The 24663-nt window shown below is 39.7% G+C and carries 24 protein-coding genes and 3 pseudogenes; 13 read left to right on the top strand and 14 right to left on the bottom strand.

The genetic code is table 11. The features are described from left to right. The first annotated feature begins 2 nt into the window (after window positions 1-2). On the top strand, window positions 3-422 hold the full coding sequence (locus tag LKO28_RS13650; RefSeq protein WP_227695526.1) for a SufE family protein: 420 nt from the start codon (window positions 3-5) through the stop codon (window positions 420-422). Between the two features lie 23 nt (window positions 423-445). Here LKO28_RS13650 and murI read toward each other — a convergent pair whose 3' ends face one another. Then, entirely contained in the window at window positions 446-1270 is an 825-nt protein-coding gene (gene murI, locus LKO28_RS13645) for a glutamate racemase (RefSeq protein ID WP_227695525.1), read from the bottom strand. 169 nt (window positions 1271-1439) lie between these two features. Between murI and LKO28_RS13640 the strand changes: the two genes are divergently transcribed. Continuing rightward, the gene (locus LKO28_RS13640; protein WP_227695524.1) at window positions 1440-3068 is read left to right on the top strand and encodes a gliding motility protein RemB; all 1629 of its coding nucleotides are present in this window, start codon (window positions 1440-1442) and stop codon (window positions 3066-3068) included. A gap of 37 nt (window positions 3069-3105) precedes the next feature. After that, on the top strand, window positions 3106-3522 hold the full coding sequence (aroQ, locus tag LKO28_RS13635; RefSeq protein ID WP_227695523.1) for a type II 3-dehydroquinate dehydratase: 417 nt from the start codon (window positions 3106-3108) through the stop codon (window positions 3520-3522). Between the two features lie 33 nt (window positions 3523-3555). Here the strand turns inward: aroQ and lgt are convergent, their stop codons facing one another. Beyond that, a complete protein-coding gene (lgt, locus tag LKO28_RS13630; RefSeq protein ID WP_227695521.1) occupies window positions 3556-4377 on the bottom strand; it encodes a prolipoprotein diacylglyceryl transferase in 822 nt (273 codons plus the stop codon). A 142-nt stretch (window positions 4378-4519) separates the two neighbouring features. Between lgt and LKO28_RS13625 the strand changes: the two genes are divergently transcribed. From LKO28_RS13625 to LKO28_RS13610, 4 genes are all read left to right on the top strand, one after another. Further along, the gene (locus tag LKO28_RS13625) at window positions 4520-5644 is read left to right on the top strand and encodes a M42 family metallopeptidase (protein WP_227695519.1); all 1125 of its coding nucleotides are present in this window, start codon (window positions 4520-4522) and stop codon (window positions 5642-5644) included. A gap of 37 nt (window positions 5645-5681) precedes the next feature. Further along, window positions 5682-6017 carry a DUF3467 domain-containing protein gene (locus LKO28_RS13620; RefSeq protein ID WP_227695517.1) on the top strand — a complete coding sequence of 112 codons (336 nt, stop codon included), beginning with the start codon at window positions 5682-5684 and terminating at the stop codon, window positions 6015-6017. A 1-nt stretch (window position 6018) separates the two neighbouring features. Next, complete coding sequence (locus LKO28_RS13615; protein ID WP_227695516.1) at window positions 6019-7527, top strand: bifunctional GNAT family N-acetyltransferase/carbon-nitrogen hydrolase family protein; 1509 nt, start codon at window positions 6019-6021, stop codon at window positions 7525-7527. Between the two features lie 1170 nt (window positions 7528-8697). Next, the gene (locus tag LKO28_RS13610; protein WP_227695515.1) at window positions 8698-9153 is read left to right on the top strand and encodes a DUF6036 family nucleotidyltransferase; all 456 of its coding nucleotides are present in this window, start codon (window positions 8698-8700) and stop codon (window positions 9151-9153) included. Between the two features lie 203 nt (window positions 9154-9356). Here LKO28_RS13610 and LKO28_RS13605 read toward each other — a convergent pair whose 3' ends face one another. The 4 genes from LKO28_RS13605 to LKO28_RS13590 form a co-directional block, all read right to left on the bottom strand. After that, window positions 9357-9977, bottom strand: coding sequence for an alpha-ketoglutarate-dependent dioxygenase AlkB family protein (locus LKO28_RS13605; protein WP_227695514.1), 621 nt, complete (start codon window positions 9975-9977; stop codon window positions 9357-9359). Window positions 9978-10011: 34 nt separating this feature from the next. Beyond that, window positions 10012-10344 carry a DMT family transporter gene (locus tag LKO28_RS13600; RefSeq protein WP_227695513.1) on the bottom strand — a complete coding sequence of 111 codons (333 nt, stop codon included), beginning with the start codon at window positions 10342-10344 and terminating at the stop codon, window positions 10012-10014. A gap of 209 nt (window positions 10345-10553) precedes the next feature. Next, window positions 10554-11171: an alcohol dehydrogenase catalytic domain-containing protein gene (locus LKO28_RS13595; protein ID WP_411028046.1), complete on the bottom strand. Its 618-nt coding sequence runs from the start codon at window positions 11169-11171 to the stop codon at window positions 10554-10556. Between the two features lie 97 nt (window positions 11172-11268). Beyond that, window positions 11269-11604: a hypothetical protein gene (locus LKO28_RS13590; protein ID WP_227695512.1), complete on the bottom strand. Its 336-nt coding sequence runs from the start codon at window positions 11602-11604 to the stop codon at window positions 11269-11271. Window positions 11605-11835: 231 nt separating this feature from the next. On the opposite strand from LKO28_RS13590, the gene LKO28_RS13585 reads away from it, so the two are divergent. Further along, window positions 11836-12927, top strand: a complete 1092-nt coding sequence (locus LKO28_RS13585; protein WP_227695511.1) for a Fic family protein — start codon at window positions 11836-11838, stop codon at window positions 12925-12927. A 314-nt stretch (window positions 12928-13241) separates the two neighbouring features. Here the strand turns inward: LKO28_RS13585 and LKO28_RS13580 are convergent, their stop codons facing one another. Together LKO28_RS13580 and LKO28_RS13575 are read right to left on the bottom strand one after the other, a co-directional pair. Further along, window positions 13242-16586 carry an ATP-binding protein gene (locus LKO28_RS13580; protein WP_227695510.1) on the bottom strand — a complete coding sequence of 1115 codons (3345 nt, stop codon included), beginning with the start codon at window positions 16584-16586 and terminating at the stop codon, window positions 13242-13244. Between the two features lie 165 nt (window positions 16587-16751). Next, the gene (locus LKO28_RS13575) at window positions 16752-17936 is read right to left on the bottom strand and encodes an ATP-binding protein (RefSeq protein ID WP_227695508.1); all 1185 of its coding nucleotides are present in this window, start codon (window positions 17934-17936) and stop codon (window positions 16752-16754) included. A 275-nt stretch (window positions 17937-18211) separates the two neighbouring features. On the opposite strand from LKO28_RS13575, the pseudogene LKO28_RS13570 reads away from it, so the two are divergent. The 5 genes and pseudogenes from LKO28_RS13570 to LKO28_RS15600 form a co-directional block, all read left to right on the top strand. Continuing rightward, window positions 18212-18361: pseudogene (locus LKO28_RS13570) on the top strand (TraQ conjugal transfer family protein); the annotation flags it as partial. A 116-nt stretch (window positions 18362-18477) separates the two neighbouring features. Continuing rightward, the gene (locus tag LKO28_RS13565; RefSeq protein WP_227695506.1) at window positions 18478-19518 is read left to right on the top strand and encodes a hypothetical protein; all 1041 of its coding nucleotides are present in this window, start codon (window positions 18478-18480) and stop codon (window positions 19516-19518) included. Between the two features lie 189 nt (window positions 19519-19707). Continuing rightward, window positions 19708-19992: an IS66 family insertion sequence element accessory protein TnpA gene (gene tnpA, locus LKO28_RS13560; protein ID WP_227695505.1), complete on the top strand. Its 285-nt coding sequence runs from the start codon at window positions 19708-19710 to the stop codon at window positions 19990-19992. Window positions 19993-19996: 4 nt separating this feature from the next. Continuing rightward, window positions 19997-20350, top strand: coding sequence for an IS66 family insertion sequence element accessory protein TnpB (gene tnpB / locus LKO28_RS13555; protein ID WP_227695504.1), 354 nt, complete (start codon window positions 19997-19999; stop codon window positions 20348-20350). A 35-nt stretch (window positions 20351-20385) separates the two neighbouring features. Further along, window positions 20386-21901 (top strand): annotated as a pseudogene (locus tag LKO28_RS15600) (IS66 family transposase). A 125-nt stretch (window positions 21902-22026) separates the two neighbouring features. On the opposite strand, the gene LKO28_RS13535 reads toward LKO28_RS15600, so the two are convergent. From LKO28_RS13535 to LKO28_RS15475, 6 genes and pseudogenes are all read right to left on the bottom strand, one after another. Next, complete coding sequence (locus tag LKO28_RS13535; protein ID WP_227695502.1) at window positions 22027-22455, bottom strand: hypothetical protein; 429 nt, start codon at window positions 22453-22455, stop codon at window positions 22027-22029. 9 nt (window positions 22456-22464) lie between these two features. Further along, entirely contained in the window at window positions 22465-23304 is an 840-nt protein-coding gene (locus tag LKO28_RS13530) for a hypothetical protein (protein WP_227695501.1), read from the bottom strand. A 48-nt stretch (window positions 23305-23352) separates the two neighbouring features. Next, window positions 23353-23526, bottom strand: coding sequence for a hypothetical protein (locus LKO28_RS13525; protein WP_227695500.1), 174 nt, complete (start codon window positions 23524-23526; stop codon window positions 23353-23355). A 79-nt stretch (window positions 23527-23605) separates the two neighbouring features. Then, window positions 23606-24193 (bottom strand): transposase, encoded by a 588-nt coding sequence (locus tag LKO28_RS15485; RefSeq protein WP_411028045.1) that lies wholly within the window; start codon window positions 24191-24193, stop codon window positions 23606-23608. Then, window positions 24170-24340 (bottom strand): annotated as a pseudogene (locus LKO28_RS15480) (helix-turn-helix domain-containing protein); the annotation flags it as partial. The gene LKO28_RS15485 and the pseudogene LKO28_RS15480, both read right to left, overlap by 24 nt. A 15-nt stretch (window positions 24341-24355) precedes the next feature. Beyond that, on the bottom strand, window positions 24356-24484 hold the full coding sequence (locus LKO28_RS15475) for a hypothetical protein (protein WP_262906118.1): 129 nt from the start codon (window positions 24482-24484) through the stop codon (window positions 24356-24358). Window positions 24485-24663: the final 179 nt, after the last annotated feature.

Genomic DNA, 24663 nt, shown 5'->3' with positions numbered 1-24663 from the left:
ATATGACCATAAACGAATTACAAGACGAGCTTATAGAAGACTTTGCTTTTTACCAAGATTGGATGGAGAAATACGAATACATCATCCAGCTGGGAAAAGAAGTTCCCCTTATTGAAGAGGAATATAAAACGGAAGATTATATTATCAAAGGATGTCAGTCCAGGGTGTGGTTGTATCCGGAACTGCGGGACGGGAAAGTATTCTTCACAGCGGATAGCGATGCGATCATTACCAAGGGCTTAGTCAGTCTGATGGTAAAAGTGCTTTCGGGGCATACCCCGGCAGAAATTGCACAGGCCGACCTGTATTTTATCGACGAGATCGGTTTGAAAGAACACCTTTCACCCACACGTGCAAACGGCCTATTATCGATGGTCAAGCAAATGAAGCTCTATGCCGTGGCTTTGCAGATGCGGGCTTAAACGACGATGATTCGCGGTAATTCTTAAATGGCGATATATGCCGCATGTACTTTTTCTCCGAAAAATATAGCGGCTTTTTCTTCAAAATCGTCGGCATTTTCCGTCGTATAAAATTGCATGTTGCTATTTTTTGAACACCGGCTTTCCACTTCAGGATGCCGGTTTAGGTAATCCACTAAGCTTTGTGCAATCAGTTCTCCCTGCGGTAAAATTTTAATGTGAGCGGGTGTGTGCTGCCGAATAAGCGGCAGCAGCAAAGGGTAGTGGGTACAGGCCAAAATCAAGGTGTCGATTTCGGGACTTTGGGCCAATATGCTTTGAATATCCTTCTCCACAATTTCGCCTGATTTTTCGCCGGTAATCTCATTCCGTTCTACCAAAGGTACCCATTGCGGGCAAGCATGTTGGTAAACGTTGATCTCTGGGTGGAATTTTGTGATCTCAATTTTATAGGATTCCGATAAGACGGTTCCCTGTGTGGCCAGCACGCCTACCTTATTTGTTTTTGTGTATTGATGAATAGACTCCGTCGTCGGGCGGATTACCCCCAACACCTTTTTGCCGGGAGGGAGGTCGTTTTGCTGGATCGTACGCAAGGCCTTCGCCGATGCCGTGTTACAAGCCAAGATCACGAGGTTGCAGCCCATCTCGAACAATTTAAAGACACAGGCTTTGGTAAATTCGTAAACCTCTTCAAATGGCCGGGTGCCATACGGTACACGGGCGTTATCCCCTAAATAGATATAATCATACATCGGCAAAGCATTCTTTATCTCCCGAAATACGGTTAATCCCCCAAAACCTGAATCAAATATCCCGATGGGGCCATGCTCTGCTGTAGCTATCATTGTTTTTCCGTCCTTTTTTTATAGAGCAAAGATGGTTTTTCTTTACAAATTTTCCAAGGTAAGCCCCTAATTCAGCCGCGAATTCCGATTATAATATCAGTACCTTTGGCCTCAAATAAAATTAGGAATAATAATTGTTAGGAAGAACGCGTACAATACATTTTTCATTATGAAGTTTCATGCTATTCTTTTTTCTGTGGCTCTACTCGCTTTTGGCTTGACCTCGACCGTGCAGGCACAGGTGGAGAACCAACCCTATTCATACCAGCATTATCAAAAATATAACGAACTGCTCTATTCGCCCGAGACCCGCCTGCATACGGCTGCCAAACCCTTCCTTTTTAAAGGCGATTTACGCGCGAAGTTTGATTCCATCCAACATGCGAATCGCGTAGGCTCGGATAATATCTTTATGCGAAAGATATTCAATGAGCATCTGATCGAAATCCATAAAGAAGATCACAGCTTTTATCTCGACTTTCTACCCGATTTCGTTATCGGAAAAGAACTGATCGGTTCCGATAAACGCAGCACCTGGTTAAATACCCGCGGATTGCAGGTAGGATTAAACATACAGGATAAATTGACATTTTACGCCAACGCCTTCGAAAATCAAGGTGTTTTCCCGAACTACCTAACAGATTATATCGATCAGGCAGGGGTGATACCGGGACAGGGCCATACCAAGGATCTAGCGAACAATAAAAAAGATTGGATGTATGCTACCGCCCGTCTGACCTATGACTTTAGCGATTACTTTCAGGCCACGGTGGCCTATGATAAAAACCACATTGGCGATGGCTACCGTTCTTTGCTATTATCCGATTTCTCCTCGAACTATGCCCATCTGAAATTTACCGGTGAGATCGGTAATGTACAGTATACCTCGATATGGGCCTACATGAATGATCCGCGAAATCCCCGTATCGATTCGCTAAACTCCGGTGGCCGCTTTGGCGACGGTAGCAAATGGGGCGCCTTTCAATATTTAGATTACAATGCCACCAACCGCCTATCTATCGGACTATTTCAGGCGGTCGTTTGGGCAAACCGTAACGAAGCCGGACACCGCGGATTCGATTTTAACTACATTAACCCGGTTATTTTCCTGCGTCCGGTAGAATCCAATAACGCATCATCGCCCGACAAAATGTTCTTGGGCTTAAACGCGAAATATAAAGTGTTCAATAACATCTCCGCTTACGGACAATTTTTACTGGGCGAGTTTACGGCTAAGGAGTTTTTTGCAGGCAAAGGTTATGCCCATAACAAATGGGGAAGCCAATTGGGTGTAAAAGGCTTTAACCTGTTCAACGTACAGAATTTGAATTTCCTAGCCGAATACAATGTGGTAAGGCCTTATACCTATCAGCACTTTGTGTCTATCTCAAATTATAGCAATAATGGGGAGCCGCTGGCACACCCACGGGGTGCCAATTTTAAGGAATTGATCGGTATGGCCCATTATTCCTGGAACCGGTTTGACTTTTCTCTACAAGGTGTTTACAGCCGGTATGGTACGGACCCGAATCCTTCCACCAATATGGGCGGAGATATCTTCCAGTCGTATCGTACGATCCCAAATATGTACGGCAACTTTATCGGGCAGGGCGTGCAGAACGATCTCTATTACGTGGATGCCAAAGCAGCTTACGTGCTGAACCCAAAATATAACCTTCGCTTCGAAGTAGGGTATACCCAGCGGTACAATCAGATCGTCGATTCGCCTACGCAGAAATCCGGTGTGATTAGCGTTGGTCTGCGCTCTACGTTTCGTAATTTTTATGGAGATATATAGGATATTATTATCTTTATGCCTGGCATTAACATAGTGTATGAAGAAGATCATGATCATTAATGGCCCTAATCTTAATTTATTAGGCGTACGGGAGAAAAACATCTACGGAAATCAAGACTTTGCCTCTTTTTTTGAAGAGCTGAAAGCCCAATATACAGACGTAGACTTGAGCTATTTCCAAAGCAACCACGAAGGAGAAATCATCGATAAATTACATGAAATCGGGTTTACGTACGATGGGGTAGTGCTTAATGCAGGCGCCTATACACATACATCTTTGGCCATTGGCGACGCAATTGCGGGTATTACAACACCGGTCGTGGAAGTCCACATCTCTAACGTGCATAAGCGTGAAGCGTTTCGTCATCACTCTTATTTAGCCCCTAACTGTACCGGGGTGATCTGTGGCTTTGGCTTGCAAAGTTATACATTGGGAATAGCCAGCTTCTTATAAGCGCTATTCCTGCTGTTATGCTCGCAAAAGGACTTAGGCTTTCTGTTTCGGCTTACGAAAGATCAGGTAGAAACCTACCAGCATAAAAGGTATACTGAGTAATTGCCCCATATTGAATTGCATCGTTTCTTCAAATGCTTCTTGGTTTTCTTTGAAAAACTCCAGAACAAAGCGGGCGCCGAATAGTAAAACTAAAAATATCCCGAACAAATAGCCCGGTTTCGGTTTCGAATTCTTTTGGTACATCGACCATAAAATCAGAAAAATAATTACGTAGGCGATCGCTTCGTACAACTGTGCCGGGTGGCGCGCAACCCCATCGACGCGTTCAAATACTACTCCCCAAGGTAAGGTGGTCGGTAGTCCGATAATCTCCGAATTGAAAAAGTTACCCAAGCGTACAAAAGCACCTGCCAGCGGAACAACCAGGACCAATCGATCGGCAATCCATGTGAAATTCGTTTTCGTCTTCCGGGAAAATAGCCACAAGGCCACTAAGATACCGATGGCACCCCCATGGCTGGCCAGCCCTTGGAATCCCGTGAGCTCAAAATTGCCGTTTATCATCCGGAAAGGCAGGATCATCTCCAGCGGATGTTGTATGTAGTAATCAAACTCGTAAAAGAGACAATGCCCCAAGCGCGCGCCGATCAATGTACCCAAGAAAATATAAATACTCAATTGATCTAAAAGCTCCTGCGTTTTGCCTTCTCGTTTAAAGATGTTCAACATCAATATATAGGATACGACAAAAGCGGCTAAAAAGCACAACGCGTAATACCGTAGGCCAAAAGAACCTATTTCAAAAAGGATGGGATCTATATTCCAGTGGATAACATTTAATACTGCGTGCATAAGTCTTAGATTGTGGGGTAAACCTAAATAAATTTATTGTATAAAATCAATATTGCGTTAATTTTTTTTAGGCTATTTGGGCGAAATTCCTAACTTTGATAAGAGCAGTGAGCGGTGATAATAGACACCGAATTAAGATAATATGGCAACAAAAAAAGAAAAAGAAGCAGAAAAGAAAGCACACGTATCGGTGGTGACAGCGAAATCGTTGACATTTTTTGAGAAATATATTAACAATCCTTCCCCGACCGGGTTTGAGTGGGAAGGCCAGCGTTTATGGTTGGAATACTTGAAACCTTACGTGGATAAAACGTACATTGATAACTACGGCACAGCGGTGGGAATCATCAATCCGGACGCCCCATACAAAGTGGTTATTGAGGCGCATGCCGACGAAATTTCCTGGTTTGTTAATTACATCACCAAAGATGGGCTTATCTACGTGGTTCGTAATGGCGGATCCGATCATCAGATTGCCCCTTCCAAGCGGGTTAATATCCATACGGATAACGGAATGGTAAAAGCCGTTTTCGGCTGGCCGGCCATACACACCCGCTCCGGTGAAAAAGAAGATGCTCCGACCCTGAAAAACATCTTTTTGGACTGTGGAGCGACCTCCAAAGAAGAAGTAGAGGCGATGGGTATCCACGTAGGCTGCGTCGTAACCTACGAAGATGAGTTTATGGTGCTCAACGATCGTTATTACGTAGGGCGTGCCTTAGATAACCGAGCTGGAGGATTTATGATTGCCGAGGTTGCGCGTTTGCTTAAAGAGCATAAAAAGCAATTGCCGTTTGGTCTTTATATCGTGAATGCCGTACAGGAGGAGATCGGTCTGCGCGGCGCCGAGATGATCACGCATTATATTAAACCCAATCTGGCGATCGTTACGGACGTGACCCACGATACACAAACCCCGATGATTAATAAAATTACGCAGGGCGATCTAGCTTGCGGACAGGGCCCGGTGTTATCGTATGCGCCAGCGGTACAGATCAATTTGAACCGGCTTTTGGTCGATGTGGCCAAAGCCAACGATATCCCCTTCCAACGGCAGGCGTCTTCCCGCTATACCGGGACCGATACCGACGCATTTGCGTATTCCAATGGCGGGGTTCCATCAGCGCTGATCTCCTTGCCGCTACGTTATATGCATACCACCGTCGAGATGGTGCATAAAGAAGATCTGGATAACGTGATCCGGCTTATTTATGAAGTATTGCTGAAAATTGAAGACGGGCAGGATTTTCGCTCGTTCGTGGTCTAGCTGCCCACAAGAAAATAGCACACTATAGAAAAAGATAATGGACGTAAATTATATGGACTTGAACAATAATAACAACGAAGAGCAAAACGAACTGAGCATAGAACTTAACGAAGAGATCGCAGAAGGTATTTATAGCAACTTGGCCATTATCACGCACTCCACCTCGGAGTTTGTGGTTGATTTTATCCGCATTATGCCGGGTATACCGAAGGCCAAAGTTAAATCCAGAATCATCTTAACGCCCGAGCATGCCAAAAGGCTTCTAGGTGCGTTACAAGATAATGTCAGCCGGTTTGAGGCAGCCAATGGTACCATCAAAGCGGGCGAACAAGGCTTGCCACTGAATTTCGGTGGTCCCAAAGGGGAGGCATAGCATGGATATACAGGTTAGGAACTTAACGGTAAACGACTATAAGGATCTAAAACGCTCCATGGAAAAAGCTTATGGAGAAGACGCGGGGATTTGGAGCCGGGAAAATATAGTCGATCTGATCGAAGTATTTCCAGAGGGACAGTTGTGTGTTGAAGTAGATAAGCGCGTGGTAGCCTGTGCGCTATCGTTGATCATCGATTCCGAAAAAACGAACATCTACAAAAAATACTACGAGATCATAGACGACGGCAAATTTACGACACATGATTATGACGGAGACATCCTATACGGGATCGAAGTGTTCGTCCACCCGGATTACCGCTCGTTGCGCTTAGGGCGGCGTTTATACGACGCCCGTAAGGAACTGTGTGAACAGATGAACCTGCGAGGGATTGTGGCCGGAGGGCGTATCCCTAACTACCATAACTACGCCGATAAGATCACGCCGCGTACGTATATCGAGAAAGTAAAGCGGAAAGAGATTTTTGACCCCACGCTTACGTTTCAATTATCGAACGATTTTCACGTTTCTAAAATTCTGAAGAATTACCTGCCGGAAGATAAAGAATCGAATGAATTCGCGACGCTCCTACAGTGGGATAATATCTACTATGATCCCGATGCCATTTCGCCTTCTGCTACCAAACAAACGGTACGGCTAGGCTTGGTGCAGTGGCAGATGCGGCTGTTCAAAGATATCGAAGATTTTTACGACCAGGTCGAGTTCTTCGTGGATGCGGTGAGCGATTATGGCGCTGATTTCGTGATGTTCCCGGAGTTTTTCAATACCCCGCTCATGAGCCCGTACAATCACTTGCCCGAGCGGGCCGCGATGGAGAAATTGGCAGAACTAACCGCAGAAATCGTCGCGAAACTACAGGAGTTCGCCGTTTCGTACAACGTCAATATCATCGCTGGATCAATGCCGATCATGGAATACAAGAAATTGTATAATGCCTCCTACCTATGCCACCGTAATGGGAGTGTGGATGTACATAAAAAGATTCATATCACCCCCAACGAAATCAAATATTATGGGATGGTTGGCGGAAATGAAATCAGGACCTTTGATACGGATTGTGGAAGGGTAGGGCTTTTGATCTGTTACGACGTGGAGTTTCCGGAAGTAAGCCGTATTATGGCCGATCAAGGGATGCAAATCCTATTTGTGCCGTATATGACGGATACGCAGAATGGTTATTTGCGCGTTCGGACGTGTGCCCAAGCAAGGGCGATTGAAAACGAGTGTTATGTAGCGATTGCAGGCTGCGTGGGTAACCTGCCGCGTGTAAACAATATGGATATCCAATATTCGCAGTCGGCCGTGTTTACGCCGTCCGATTTCGCCTTCCCGAACAACGGTATCAAGGCCGAAGCCACACCGAATACCGAGATGGTACTGATCGCCGATGTCGATTTGTATGCCCTTCGGGATTTACATGAATATGGTACGGTGAAGATATTGAAGAATAGAAGAAAAGATTTGTACGAAGTGAATCTCCTGAAATAATAGGAGATTCACTGATTGTACCCTTGCTTTTTTCGGATTGGTCTCTCTAGAATATTCGTATTTCGGCGGAGTACATGAACTCGTCGGCGAGGTATATGGACATGGCGACACACTATCTGACTAGGCTGAAGAACTACTTCTTGGTCTGGTCGGACGCGTTGGTGATCAAGAAGGAGGAAGTCGGACAGCCGAAGTAGTACTTGGTGATCTTGAAGGAGTAATATATATTACCTGTGTCCTACCTTCATGCTGATTCGTCCTACGCTATCTATTGGTCGGACAATGGCGAAGGTCAGGACCCCTCATGGAACGCTCATGAGGGCAGCAGCATTCCGTAGTACCGTGAAACGATCATGTAGAACTCCAACTGGGTAAAGTGATCGACCGAGTCTGTAACGGACACGTTCGAAGAGAGGAGGCTGATGAAGTAATGGAACGTGCATAGCTCCGAATTGAAGCCGAAGAACACCTTCTGTACGATTACGTTGGTCGACAAGAACATCCGGTAGCCCAACAGTATCTTCAGATACCCCGCCGCCAGCTCGAAGTACCCCGCCGCCAAGACGATGTAGTACGTGGATTTTCCTTGTCGTCGGAAGAATGGTGTTAGATTTGCAATAAGCAAAATGGCTGAATTACCGTTCGGTAGCGTGCTAATTCAGCCGTTGAGACATTTTTTTATCCCCATATTCACATTGTCTATTTTAAATATATCTGCGACTTCAGGTAACCTTATTAGATATTGCGATTTCTCTTCTCAGACAAATCAGGATGCTCGTCTAGGGTAAGACCGGATTATCCCGTCCCCGCCTTTGAAGCAATCTTCCCAGTGCCTTTCTCCGCTCTATTTCAGATAGCGTATTGCTACCAGGTATATGAGCAAGTTGTATAAGCTATAGCTAAATCAGCTTAGGACAATACAACTAAATCTAATTTTATTTTTATACATTTGAGTATGGATCAATTTAGACTGGATCGAACGGCTTTTAAAGGTCAGACGGCAACACAAGCCGCTAATCACAGGTCTTATTATGCCAAGTTAACTTGGAAAGAAAGATTGAAAATTGCTGCTTATTTGAATAGTGTTGCCTACAACTATCCATTGCATAACCCTCCAAAAATAGATCGTACAAAGTTCAATGCTAGATCTCACCATTAGTATGGAATGATATGGGCAATATTTTCAACGATGATTTTCGGAACTTTTTGTTTATGCTCAATAAGCATCAGGTTAGGTACGTACTTATTGGGGGATTTGCTGTTATATTGCACGGTTATTCCCGAACAACCGGAGATATGGATATATGGATAGACCGTACGAAGGAGAACTATCAGAGACTAAAGTGCGCTTTTGAAGAATTTGGGATGCCCGTCTTTGATATGACGGAAGAAAATTTTCTAAATCATCCGAACTGGGATGTTTTTACCTTTGGAATACCACCCGTGGCTATTGATATCATGGTAAAAGTAAAAGGTCTTCTTTTTGATGAGACCTACTCAAATGCTGTCGTTTTTGAGGACGATTTACTTTCTATCCGAACAATCCATAAAAATCAATTGATCAAAGCAAAACAAGCGAGTAGCCGACTTAAGGATCTTGATGATATACAAAATTTAACAGATTGATTTAGATAAGTGTCTCCTGATGGGGTTATGCGAGTTTAAGGTCAATAGTAGTTGTCGTTTTAATTTAGGGTTACGTGTACTCAATGTTACTTAAATAGTCTTTAAGTTACCAGTGGCCGTGTGGCAAAAATAAACTTCGTATTGAAAGGATAACTGAGCACAGCTCACTTACAAAGAGACAAATTGATCTCTAAAGGCCTATTTTACATCATCCCCCCTACATCTATCGTCCTAAAAGTCAAGTTCACTCTCGGGGTCATGATTTTTTTGCTGGGTGGTAATCGGTGTAGCCAATGCGTTTGGGTGGTGTCTTTCATGACCAACAAGCTGCCGTGTTCCAAAACCAACTCGACTTTTTCTTTCGTTTGCTTGTGTTTAAATACAAATTTTCTTTCCGCCCCAAAACTCAAGGAACCTATTGCTCCGTCTCTTTTTAAATCGCGCTCTCCGTCGCTGTGCCAAGCCATTCCTTCTTCGCCGTGGTGATACAGGTTGAGTAAACAGGAATTAAAGGTTTCGCCGATTTCTTTTTCGATGATTGTTTTCAGTTCCAATAATTCTTTCGTCCAGGGCAAGGCATGTTTTGTACTGTTGGAGTAGGTGTATGCAAAGGGCTTTTCTCCATACCAGGCTACTTTTCGTTTGGTGATGATTTTCTTTCCGAAAATTACCGCTTCGTCATTTCGCCATTCGATGCTGTGGAGCAAGGTTTCTAAATATTTATTGGCTTCTTGGTGGGGGAGTAGTTTGCCATAATAATTTACGGTTCCGTCATAAGGCAACCAGTTTTTATTTTTATCGGGGCTTTGGTTAAATAGATCCATTTGTCATTTTGTTAATTAGAGAAACAAGCCATCTTTAATGGGTGCTTGATTTGGAGAACAGGTTGATGACCACTACCCCGATAACGATGAGACTTATTCCGAGTATGGCGGGGAAATCTAATGTTTCCTTGTAAACAAAATAACCGATGAGGGAGATGATAACGATACCAGTGGCCGACCAAATGGCATAGGCGATTCCGACGGGAATTCCCCTTAAGGCAAAGGTTAGTAAATAGAATGAAAGACTAAGAGAGCAGATAAAAATAAGGGTGGGATATAGCTTTGTAAACTGTTCTGTTTTTTTGAGGAATGAGGTTCCGATAACTTCAAATGCTATAGCGGCCAATAAAAATAAGTAGTTCTTCATATACACTTTTATTCGTTCCTGCAAGATACGGAAAAGCGGCAAAAATCAGTTTTTCGCCCCGAAAACTATCAAGAAATAAATACCATCGAGCTTGACACCATTATAATGCGAAAACTCCCCTTAAGATATTGTTCCTATCGTTTGCGAACATTTTGTACCCTTCATTCCCTTGTTCAATAGTCCATTCGTGCGTTTTAAGGAATGTTGGATCAAGCTCCCCTTTTTTGATATGCTCGAGTAATGTTGGGCCGGAATTTATATTTATCTATGCAAATGACTTTAGATGCGCCTTTAAGCCAGGCACCGGCTATTGCCATCTGGCCTACTGCACCGGCGCCCCATACTGCGACTACGTCTCCCGGCATCACGGCCATATCTGCTGCCATATAACCTGTAGGGGCTGCATCCGATGCGAATAATCCTTGCTCATAGCTTAACTCTTCCGGTATCTTAAAGCATCCGTGGTCGGCATACGGAACGCGGATATATTCTGCATGGCTTCCTGCATAGCTACCGAAGAGGTGGGAACAACCGAAAAATGCTCCTGTAGGATAACCAGTTATTTTTTCTTGCAGATTGCCTTTGTGATTGGAGTTATCACATAAGGACCATTCCTTTTCCTGGCAGTAAAAGCATTCCCCGCAGCCGATATTCGGAGCTACAACAACCCGATCACCTCTTTTTAGCGTTTTGACACCTGAACCAACTTCCATAACTTTTCCGGTAAACTCGTGGCCGAGGATATCACCTTCTTTCATGGAAACAACATATCCGTGCAAGTAATGAAGGTCTGATCCGCATACGGATGAGTAAACCACTTTTATAATTACGTCTTGCGGATTCAGAATTTCTGGGTCTTTTACTGATTCTACGTTCAGTTTATTTACGCCTATATAACATTATGCTTTCATGGCAATCTTTTTTTTAGCTGTTTGAAGGTTGGCCGTCTGTCGTGGGGATTTCACCGGTTTCAATGTACCGCCGAAAGTTTTTTATATCTTCCGTGATCATTTCCTTAAATGCCGGCTTTACCAGTTGAGCTGCCAGTTTACCTGGCTTTCCTCCGGGGGCAGCGTAATAAATCCGTACTTGTATCGCTGTACCAAACTTGCCCGCATCCTTAAAATACACCGATCCTCGATTGTCTATATCTGAGTTTTCGAGTGATCGCCACTCCATAAACTCATTTACCCGTTCAGTGGTAATTTCTGCTTCCCATTGCAGCTTTCCGATCTTCCACGGAAGCACGGCTACCCACATAGCTACTTGTTTTGTTATTGAACATTAGAAAGCGACTATTGTTCATGCGCTTTTAGCTATTCATTCAAATTTCTATTTCTTTCAGAAAGTAAAAGGGGGAGTGTATCTATTTCGACATGAAAACATTTTTGTGTTGAAATTTATTCGTATTTTCGACATGAATATTATTTCATGATGAGTCATTCGACATGAGTAAATGATAAAGATGAAATTTTGGTAAAACTTCGACATATGGCATATAATAAAGATATTCCCTATAATGACCTTCCTGATTTACCTCCGGTAACTTTTACGGAGTCTAATGAACTATTGAGACATTTGGCCAAGGCATCCCGTTATTTAGGTGAACTCAATGGCCTGTGTGAGTCGTTACCCGACCCTAGTCTGTTAATCAATACGATTGTTCTTCAGGAAAGTAAGGACAGTTCTGCCATTGAGAATATTGTTACTACTCAAGACGAACTATACAAGGCTGCGACGGAGGAAGGATCCACAAATCATGCAGCCAAGGAGGTTTTGAGTTATCGAGAAGCATTGTATGTTGGTTTACGAAAAATGCAGTCACAAGAAAACCTTCTTCTTTCAAGTACCTTGATCGAGATTGTCCAAACCATAAAGCAGAATGATTCTGGTATTAGAAAAACACCTGGTACTGCACTTAAAAATGCTATTACCGGATCAGTAATTTATACCCCACCTTGCTGTGAAGATGAGATAAGAGAAAAACTTACTGCTTTAGAAACATTTATCAATGACAGCGAAAATTCCGAACTGGATCCTTTAATAAAGATGGCTTTGATACATTACCAATTTGAGGCAATCCATCCATTTGGAGATGGGAATGGCCGAACAGGTCGTATATTGAATGCTTTATACCTTTCACAGCAGAAATTGCTAACACAGCCGGTATTATATCTTAGTTCGTATGTGGTAAAATATAAAACAGAATATTACCAGTTGCTTAAAGATGTTACAGAAAACGGAAATTGGAATGACTGGGTGATGTTTATGCTGACGGCTGTGATAGAGACGGCACAATTAACAACAGGGAAAATTCGTGCCATGCTAATGCTAAGGGAAGAAATGGAAGTATCCATGAAAGAGATACTGGGATCCTCTTTTAACTATGATTTATTGCAACTCCTATTTACAATGCCTTATCTTAAAATAGAACTTTTAGAAAGAAAACAATTGGCACATCGCCAAACGGCGGCATCATGGCTAAAGAAGTTGGTCGCTAGCAATATTCTTTCACCTCAAAAAATGGGTAGATCCACTTATTATGTCAATTATAAATTAATGGATTTGTTGACTGCTCAATAAATCATGCTGAAAATGGGACATCTCAAAATAATCGGAAACCCCTTCCGGAATAATTAAGGGCATTAAAGCGTTAAACGAATCGTGCATCGGTAACCTTCTCCGAATCGAACCCCTGGGTTCTCATCCCAGCTTTAGGGGGACAAAAAAACCACTCATTTTTGAGTGGTTTCGTTTGTGAACCCACTGGTACAGAACTCGAACTCTTTTTTGGAAGATTTAAGGCGATTAAATCAACTTAAAGACAGTCCATATCAAAATGATTTCATTCCTGAAAAACAGAAAGCCAGAAAATTGAAATTCTAAATTTGAAGTTGCTATAAAATACTTTCACGTAATAAATATGCGTGTACTGAACCCCGTTCTATCATGAACTCAAGAATTGGAATGACCTTGTTTTTCAATCTTATTTCTTTTTTGATTTCTTGTCTATTGTTAAAAATGAATTTCCTTAAATACGTTTCTAAATAGTATAACGTATTTGATTCAAAATCACCAAGCTGGAGTAGCCTATTATTTGACACAATAGTATATACCCAATCAATCCCCTCATTTTTAAAGTTAGACCCAACGGTGTTCAATACTCTCGTAACAGAATATAATACCGCAGGGATATGACCCATCTCCTTGGAAGCGTTGACATAAAGAGATAAATTCTCTCTGCTTAAGCTATGCCATTCTTCAATTCTATCTTTCCAAAACTGCCATGCTAATAAATAGTTTATTATGACTTGTTTTAAATATGGACTTCTTGGATAATCACACAGTTCCTTAATCTTTGGAAATAGTTTATTCCAAATATACCAAAATTGCTCACGGTTCATTAGACTATCCTCGGCAGTGATGATTTCTCCAATAAATAAGGAAGTTTCTTCTGTCGGAGATAAAAAGTCCAAAAATGGAGTAAGGTATTTATCAATCTCACTTACTTCTCTTTGAAGAATAAAATTCGCATATCTTTTGAAAATACCTAAACGCACTTTAAAAATATCATGGTCGTCTCCAAATTTTTCTTCATACACTCTCCTGTCTATCAACAGCCGTGAAGCCAATATGGTTAAGGTTTGTATGACAATATCTAAATGAATATTATCCTTTGTGTCAGAAGGAATTAATTGGTAAACGATTCCTAAACCATGAACATCAAGTAATTCAATGTCTTTTATATCAAATGAGTTTTCCTCAAAATTGAAATCAGGAATCGCCTTATCGAGTTCTTCTAATATTGAACTTTTTGGAATCCGTCTCCAATATCTTTGCTCTTTCCTTTTTCCGTCTATAATCTTTTTATAAATCGGTTTGAGTTTTATATAGCCAAATAATATAGATTGAGCGACTTTTTGATTTTGTTCCCACAGTTTTGACTTGTGAATTGACTCAATTACGTAATCACAGATTCTTTTGTAAGCACCAAGAGGTGTTTCATCGAAAAGAGCCAAGACCATCATTGAAACAATATTTTCAACATCTTCAGGATATTCATTTATCAATATCGGAATTGCATGAAAAGAGGCTTCAACTCCATCACTTATTTGATAGTTATATTCGTCACTAAATAGGCGTGACAGAGTTGAAGTAATTATTTCTTTGCAAAAATCTATGTCTTCTTTTTGTAACTTGTCTTTATACTCGATAAGCATTTTTGAACAAGTGAATGGAGGGATACTATGGTCTCTTCCTCTCGCAGTGTCCCCAGACTTAATTTCTTCGACCAACTGTCTTGTTTCAGATAAAGCAATTATAGGATTGTTATCGTATTCATCATGTTTCGCAATCTTACCTTGCGATTCCCTACCTATTAAAAAATCCGACCATGTTTTTAATGCGGAATATTTGAAAAAATCATCAAATTCCGAGCGAGCTTGTTCACTTACGCTTTTAAGGTCCTCTGGAAATATTTTAGGAGTAAACTCTATAAGAAATTTATTGTCATCTGTTTCTGATATTTTAGGTGTTAGATTTCGTCTATCCATTCTTAACAACAGGATTTCAGATAATTTATTGGGTAAATCATTTGATTTGTGCTGGTCAATTATCTCGTACAGTTTCTCAATAAATTGAATGTTTTGTTCTTCCGCAAATCCATTGATACCGGAAAGTTGATAACTTAAAAACAAAGACTCTAAATTAGAACTTCTATGCTCATCGTCACATGTTTTTAATCTTTCGTCTGTATATAAGACGTCTTTTAACTTGTCCATTCCATATCCTATTCCATAGTTAGATTTGGCTTGAAACTCACTCGTACTCCTAACTGTGTCGATATGGAACAATTCAATCGTTTTAAATAATACCAACGCTACATTATAAAGCTTATCACGATTTGCAAGTACGACACTACAAACGATTGACGTAAGCGAGGCTGATTTTGACTCTCTTAGAATTTTTAAAAGCACACGCTCCAATATTTCGGACTTAGTTGCAGGAGCGTAATCTAAAAGAGTTTTTTCTAACGCCATATGAATGGATTGTAGTAAATCTGGAACGACTGGACTACCATTGCCACGATACATCCCCCAAAGAGACCAACTAAAATATTGTGTTACTTCTATTTCACCTATATATAATGTGATTTTTTCAACATCCTCCTTGCCATAATCACTCTGACTATATGTCTCAACAGCTCTATTAGTAAAATTTATAATAAAATCGAGTGTTGGATGAAATGCTACTTGTAGAAGCCACTTTACTGGCGTTTGGTTAGCACTTGCAGGGAAATAATTGCGTCTGAATTCGTCAGCTAATCCATATTTACTCTCCATGCTACCATTATTATAACCAAAGTCGTCTTCTCTTCTCTCTCGTTTTTGCCAGAGCAAGTCACATAATTTTATTACGTACAATGGTAGTTGTTTTATTAGCTCCGTTGCTAAGTACGGTTTTTCTAAAATTTTAGAGCAAAGCCCCTCGTATGGGGCATTGTGATTAGTCCATTTGTTAGCTATTACCTTGCCAAAGATTTCCTTTAATTCTGATACTATTTCACGAGAGGAATTGAAAACTACTTTCAGAATTTTTTCTTCTGCATTATTGCGTATATAGAAACCTTTTTCTGTTTCAGTTTTTTGTATAACGCTCAAAGCTAATAACCCCGAATTTCTTGTGGATTTACCTGATTTTCTGAAGTTACACCAGTCAGTTAGAACAGGTAAAACTAAGTTTAGATTGCTGTCAAAAAAATCAGATTTGTATTTATAGACCAGAGAAATTACTTCTTCCCATCCTTTTCCTTTGGGTTCAATAACATCGATACTTTCAAACGAAGAAATATCCGTGCAAGCAATACGCAACAGAAATAAAATTCGTTTCAATATTGCAAAATCATTTTCGATGATTTCATTCTCAAAGAGGTTGAAAAACATTCCTGAATAATCAGACAGCAAAACCGATATTAAAATCTCATCTTTCCAAAACTGAGAAATTTCATCGCTTTTAAATGCTCCTTGAATAAAAGACTCTATTTCATTACTACCGTTGGCTAAATGTTCTGATACCCATAACCTAAAAGCCCTACGTATCGGAAGCGACTCGCCTAATTCATCGAAGAATTGCTTTGTGTTTGAATAATTAGAAAAGCAACGGGATACTATTTTAGCTAAAGCCCATTCTTCGTAAATGTCATGTGTAATAAAATAACCACTATGGATTTCATCATATCCCAATATCTCATCTTGTTTTAACTGAAATAACGCTGACTGTGGTAAATTTTCAGCATATATATAGAATCTGCCTGTATCGCATCTTTGCTTCGCAATACTAATGATACACCGTTCTCTTTCGAGATGCAAATTATCTTTTTGAACAATATTATTCTGTATTCGTTTTTTTCACAGCAAATCAATAAAGCCATTAAAACTACCTTGTTTATCAATATTGGTATATTGCTGAATATATTCATTTAGGTAGAACAGATTTGTAAGCCTTTCTGAAAACTTCTGATTCTCGGGCAATGAAAATTCAAATTTTTCGGATAAAGATGTTAGTTCTTCGATATTAATAAGAGAAATATCATTGACCTCAAGCGACAACTGATAATTCTCTCTAATATGGAAAGTCAAATCATTGAGATAAACGTAGCGTGTTGTAAATATAATGCTCCAATCATTATCTTTTAATTGTTCGATTAAATTTCTAAGAATATCATTATTCACTATTTCTGCCAACTTTTCTGCTGAATCGATTACAAATATTTTAATCGGTTCATCTTTGTAAACTTCAAGAAACTCATTAAATGTGAATTGTTCGTCAAATCGAAATATATCGTTGATATGTGTAACATTCAATTCGTTTGCTTTAAAAATGCAAATTGGCATTTTATCACTGTTCAGAGCATAAAACTCTTTTAAAATTGCAGTCTTGCCGCAACCTCCCTCTCCCGAAATGATTATATTCTTTTTGTTTTGACAAGCATCTGTAATACTTGCTATTAGCGGGCTTCGGTCAATTTTAATCTGCTTGTCGCCAAAAGGTATTTCGGTCTGTATTGCTTTTAGAATATTTAGGTTGTGTTTGACAACTTCATCAAGTAAGTCTACACCACTTGGTTCAAGACTGAAAAAGATGTCATGCAAGTACTTGTTTTCCGGCAAAGCCAACTGTATTTCAAGGTGACTCGGAACTCTCCATTGGATATTAACACCAACCGATTTAGCTGATTTTTCGATGTCTACCTGGTATTGAGGCTTTTTCTTGTCTTTTTTTGAGCTTTCTGAAAGTTCCTGGTTAACGTAAAGCAGTAGCTCGTTTAGCTGGCTATTCTTCGCTTTGGCTTTTTTAATCGAATCAATAATATCTTCTTTATTATCGGAGATTGAAGTTATATAGTATTTAGCTTGAAAACCGTAAATCACACCATCTTTTTCAATTGGCTCGGTTTCTATTCCTGTTTGATTTTTATAGCGAAATAATCCTATCCTATTGCCAAACTCAACACAAAAAAGCAAGTAGGACAATTGTTCAAACGCCCATGTCTCTCGCTTATCGTATTTTAAATCAAAAACTTTCCAATTCATAATTTTACTATATTTTCAATCGATAATAAGTATGTTCAATACTTTGTGACAATTTACGAATTTTAAGCGTGATAAAAATTCACAAAGTAACGCATTGAGTTGTAGCAATATCATTTATCGTGTTATTGACAAAAAATCTTCCCTGACTTCGTCCTGTCTCATGAAAAAAGCTCGATACAAATCGTAAAATTCGCGAAGGCATATTAGCTTCATTTTAAACCTTTAGTATTATGAGACACCTATTACACAAAATAGTCTCCGACATACAGAAACAGGAGCGAAATGACCTGTATAACCTGCCACAGACACAATTCCGGTTATACTATACCTCGCAATCCACCGTATCACAGTCTTTTGATATTTGGATTTCGGACAACTTCGGAAATGAAAAGCAAGTAAGTTTTCAGTTTAACAGTAGGGATTAAGACAGAAAAATCCTGCCCATTGTGGCAGGATTTTTTCATTGAATTAAACTTTTCTTTCATCTTTTTTCGTAGATTTCGAAAAGCAAAATATAACTATTTATTGAATAATAAAACGTATGAAAAAAGAGAATGAACATAGAAAACCTCCAAAAGAATACATAGAGTTATTAGAAAAAAAACTCTATGTAAAAGAAGTTGGAATTGAAAAAAGATTAGCAGAAGTACAAGACACAATTGTTAAAAGTATTGAACCTGGAAAGAAGCGATTTGTCAAGCTTCTGAAAGAGTTAGATAAGTCATTTCCACCAAATTCAGTTAAACGTGGTTCTGCGGATGGTATTACTTACTTTTTATTAGATAGTGCGTTTGAGTTATATTTTATCGGAAATAACTCCGCTCTTTTTATTGAATTACAGGGAATTATCGAAAGGTTTTGTTTAAACAAAGCCTGCGATTTTATCGCTGTTGATGATATCGCTAAAAAAATTCTTGAAGACTCTTTTTTCAAAAAGACACTAAATGACGTTGCTGAACACTTTAAGACAATCTCACTATGGTCGGAAGAAGATGTAAAGTTTGCTAAGAAGATTACAAATATTAGAAATGGAATTGCTCATAAAAATGCTGAATTGGTAAGCAAGCATTTAGGAGATGGGAAAAAATCATTATTAACTTCCATTGATGATATAACTAAAAGCGTTGACGCAGTACCTTATATCATTCATACGATTGAATTACTAATAAAAATCGCAGATGGGTTAAGTCCATCTTATTTATCTCACCCAAGATTTAAAGGTCGTCTTGAAGCTTACTCTACTGTAATTGGAATGACAATGAACCTTTTTTGCGATAGGGAATTTATTGCTTTGCCTAATGAAGTGAAATACACTATGTTAAATAGAATATATGGAAAGACATATTTATTAGGCTCTGAAGTCTTACGCTATAAAATTGGTGAATACAAAAAAAGAATAATTCCGTTTCATGATTTATTAGGTGTAGATGACGAAAAAGCTAAGAAGTTGCATCAAGAACTAATACAATTAGGTGTAGAGATTTATGAGGAAATGAGAAAAGATTTAGAGATTGACGGAAAATCGGAGATTTTTGTAAAACCTCCGACTGTTAAAATAGATTTCAGCCGAATTAAAAAATAATATTGTCAATATTTATGTAAACGATTCACCTTTATATTCTTTATGGTTGCAGATTCATAAAACAAAGGGGCTGGTATTTGTGTAGCATAATCTACATCGTTATCTTTGCTAACAGAAAATATAGAATACTTGTATCCGCCCGACCAAGTGCATATTGCTTAGTCTGATTACGAGGCGGATCTTTGCTTCATGAGCACAGAACAAAAAAGAGAGAGGATGCTTTCGATGGTTGAGGATTGGAAAGCGAGCGGATTGACCCAAAAAGCATTTGGACTATTGCACGGGATCAACATTGCGACCCTGGGTTACTGGGTCGCCAAGTCCAAGGAACAGGAGGCCGGTAGCAGAGGTTTTATTGAGATGCCCTCCGGATCAGCTGTGAAAGGGGAACAAATAGAGATTATCTACCCTACAGGGGTGAGGCTGAAAGTACCGCGCGATCTTTCTCTGATATCGCAGCTTATCCGATTGTAGTACCATGTTTTCATTAGGATCTTCTCACCGTTTCTATCTTTACGAGGGCCATTGCGATATGAGAAAATCATTCGATGGGCTTTGTGGCTTGGTTGTTTCGGTGATGCAACGCCAGCCGACCAGTGGCGAGGTGTTCGTGTTCCTGAACCGTAGCCGTACGCACATCAAACTTCTCCATTGGGAACACGGAGGCTTTGTACTCTACTACAAACGGTTGGAAGGCGGAACTTTTGGCACATCTTCACTTAAAAAATGTGAGCTATCGTGGAGCGATCTGGTATTGCTCGTAGAGGGCGTCCAGGTTGTGAAAAGCATACAGAGAAAACGTTATTCATTACCACAAAAACAGCTTTTTTGATTGCAGTAATGCATGAAAATCCGTATCCATAAGGTATGGAAACAGCGTTGGAAAACCTCTCGAAAGAAGACCTTCTGAAGGTCATTTCCAGCCGTGATGAAAAGATCGATTTGCTTACCAGCGAACGCGACATACTTTCGCAAGAACGGGATTACCTGAAAGCTCAAGTCGAGATGCTTAAACGGATGCAGTTCGGCCAGAGTTGCGAACGCTTCGAAGGTGACCCCAACCAGACCGAACTCCCTTTTGAAGCTGAGCCCGTAGAAGCGCAGCAACAGCAGGAGGAAGTCAAAGAAAAGATCGAGTATACCCGTAAACGTCCAAACCACAAAGGGCGTGCGAAGCTTCCCGAACATTTGCCGGTAATAGAAAAACATATCCATCCTGAGGGTGACCTGTCAGCCATGGTTTGTATTGGTAAGGAAATCACCGAGGAACTGGAATGTGAGCCTGCAAAGTTCTACATCAACCGCTATATCCGCTATAAGTATGCCGCTAAAAACGGTGGGAGCCTGTCCCGAACCGGTTTCGGGAGCGTTAAGATTGCTGAACTCCCCGAGCGTGTCATTGACAAAGGCATCCCCGGAGCAGGCCTGTTAGCGATGATCTTAACAAATAAATATGTCGATCATCTCCCGCTATACCGCCAGAAGCAGATCTTCGCAAGGGAAAACATACAGATCGCTTCTTCAACGATCGAAGGATGGACAAAGGAGGCCCTGATCAAACTCCACCCGCTCTATGAACAATTGGTCTTCGACACAAAAACAAAAGGATATTTACAGGCTGACGAGACACCGATAAAAGTATTGGACAGCGATAAGAAAGGCGCTGCCCATCAAGGTTATTAGGATCTTTGAAGAGATCAAAAACACCTTGCCCAAAAGCCAGATCGGAAAGGCCATGGCCTATGCCTACGCACGTTGGGATGCGCTATCAGCGTATCTATACGATGGAAACCTACAGATCGACAATAACCTTGTCGAGAATGCCATCCGTCCAGTTGCGCTGGGGCGTAAGAACTACCTGTTCGCCGGAAGCCACGATGCGGCACAGCGGGTAGCAATGATCTATTCGTTCTTTGCCAACTGCAAAAAGCATGATGTGAACCCGTTTCAGTGGCTGAAATATGCCTTGGAAAATATCATGTCAATCAACCACAAAAACTTAAAAGATCTCTACCCGCAGACCTTTAAGAATAATATTCAGAAATCAAACATGTAGTTCGTCGGGCGGATACCCTACGCACGTTGGGATGCGCTATCAGCGTATCTATACGATGGAAACCTACAGATCGACAATAACCTTGTCGAGAATGCCATCCGTCCAGTTGCGCTGGTGCGTAAGAACTACCTGTTCGCCGGAAGCCACGATGCGGCACAGCGGGCAGCAATGATCTATTCGTTCTTTGCCAACTGCAAAAAGCATGATGTGAACCCGTTTCAGTGGCTGAAATATGCCTTGGAAAATATCATGTCAATCAACCATAAAAACTTAAAAGATCTCTACCCGCAGACCTTTAAGAATAATATTCAGAAATCAAACATGTAGTTCGTCGGGCGGATACAAAAAAAGAGTTAAAAAAATCGTTTTAACTCTTTTTCTGTGGCGATTTTAAAAACACCAATTAGAGTGGGATTAAAATACGTTTTATGTCCTTTTTGACTTTATAATTGTTAATTCAACTTCGTAAACAATGATATTATATACGACTTTTCATTAAATCCTATTCGCATATTATTATTTTCATAATACCTATTCCCATTTGCTTCATAGGAATATGAAAAATCATCAGTCAATAATTTAGACTTATAAGCATTGAAAAAATTAGGATTAACCTTATACAACAAACTGAATAGTTCGTCATTAACACTGACAACAAGCTCTTCTGTTGTTTCAATGGTGTTTTTTTTTGTATACGGCATAATAGAAAAACCGTCTTGTTGCCTTTTCCCTCTATAGATAAACCCAAGCTCTTTTAATTCCGAACTTATATCTGTAAGGTTTTGTGTTTTTAAAATTTTCATTAATTTACTTACACTTACAGATTGTGCATATGTACATGTTGTTGAAAAAAAGATAAATAAATATAGAATATTCTTCATACTTACCTGCTAAAACTTATACGTTATGATTACCATCCCTACCTCTTTTTCTCCTCTGAAATTGTAAATTAAATTTCCTAAATGGATTTCTTCATCTTTTTCAACAGCACCATCTGAATGTATTAACTTCTTAATTATTCTATCCACATCAACCAAAGGCATTATTAATACTATTTGAGAAGGGGTTCCTTCTTTTGTATATGTTATCAAAGGTTTTATAGAGGAATCATTCTCATAGGTTACAGTTACATATTTTCCATCATCACTTATGGTTTTATCTCCTTTTTGTTCAAATGAAAAATTTATTTTAGCCATAAGTTGATTCATGGTTCTTGTGTTAAGGATCAATTCTTCTACATCAAAATCACTAGCTTTAGTACTGTTATTTATTTCAACTCTATTTGAAGCTCCTGTAGCCTTATTATATCCATCTTCAGTATAATAAATTTGATTGGATATTTTGTTTGAACTTCTATTTATTTTTGATTCTTGAATAAAAAGTAAATTCCCTCCCTTGTATTCGTATAATAGTCTGTAAGAAAACAATTCCCTCATTTTCAAAAACTTTAGAGGGTCAGAACTTATATCAGATTCATAAAGTTCAAAATAAAATCCTTCATTAGAATAGCCCGTTTTATTTAATTTCAACGGACCATAACTAAATCTTGTGTTATAATAATTATCTATTTTATCTATCGAACTATTATATATCTGGAATATTTTTTTATCACTTCCTATTTTACCTCCCTCTATTTTAGAATAACCAGTATTTATAGTTTTTACTGATTGTGCAAGAGTCATATTGCTACATAAAAGGATATATATAAAGATGTTTAAAATAGTTTTCATTTGAAGTTATATTTCTTAGGAATATTCAAAGATACTTTTTTTCACAAACTATCTTTTATAATTTCTTGAACGCTCCTGTTCTTGCTCTTTGATTTTATCTAAAATTAACTCTTGTTCTTTTTTACTTTCTGCGTATAGCTCTAAATTATTATATAATTTTTCGTTTTCTGGATTTGTTCGCCATGTTTCCCAAACATTTTTATTAGGCCTTATTTCAAACATTTTTGTTCTTATAGCTTCGTCTGTACGTCTTCAAACTAAATTAGACACATTAGGATGGAACCTTAAGGAGACTTTCGAGTTATAAATTTATTAATTTTTGTTGATTATACAATTGTCTTCTTTTATTCAGAGAATCGATTTTTACCTGCTGTCTTTTTTCCAAAATTCTTTCAGATCGTCCACAGTAGACATCTGCAGGTGTTAAGTTTTTCATCGTTCTGTGATACCGTTCAATTTTCCCCTGTGTCTGCGGATGCATCGGTCTGCCGTGAACCTGCTTCATCTTCATATCCTCTTTGAGATATGTTTTTAGCTCGTTTGAAACATAACAAGGGCCGTTATCTGACAGCAACTTTGGTTTGGCTTTCGATTTTAGTCTTGCTTTCTCAATGGCTGTATTTACCGTTCTTTTCACATCTTTTGCATTCATTGAATCGCACAGCTCCCAATGGATAATGTAGCGGCTGTAATCGTCCAGAACCGTGCTCAGATAGTACCATCCCCAACCGACAATCTTAAAATAGGTAAAGTCGGTCTGCCACATCTGGTGCACAAAGCTGGTTTTATCCTTGAACTCATTTGCTGCTGAGATAAGGATATGGTTCGGTGCGGGGATCAGATCCCGCTGTTTCAATATCCGATAGACACTGGATTCTGATATGAACACACCTTGTTCATCGGTGATTTTGTGGGCCAGTTCCCGGGAGGATAATTCCGTGTGGTCCAAAGCAACTGCAACCACCAGATCTTTTTGTTCTTCCGGAATGCTGTTCCATTGTCTTCTAGATACTCGATGGCCTTGTTTCAGTCCGTCATAACCGTTCTGAAGCTACTTCTGATACCATTTGTAGAATGTACTTCTATGGATGCCGAAGCTTTCCAGTGTCCGCTTCACACCGATGTCACTAGTGGTGGCGCTTTGTATGATCTCGTATTTTTCTGCCGCTGATAATCTCATATATTTTCGGTATTTATGGATTAATCCAGCATGTCCAAACTTTTTTTTACGATATCGTAATGTCGGCTTCCCGAAATTAAGACTGTGTAATTTTACAAAATTCTCTTCAAATTAACCTAAATCTAAATACCCTAACACGCCTGTTTATCGCCTTCAAAATTGGATAGAGCAGCATATTC

Source organism: Sphingobacterium sp. FBM7-1 (assembly GCF_020687765.1).
In the GTDB taxonomy this organism is placed as follows: domain Bacteria; phylum Bacteroidota; class Bacteroidia; order Sphingobacteriales; family Sphingobacteriaceae; genus Sphingobacterium.
The sequence above is the reverse complement of the archived record's forward strand: the minus strand, read 5'-3'. Positions and strand labels throughout refer to the sequence as shown.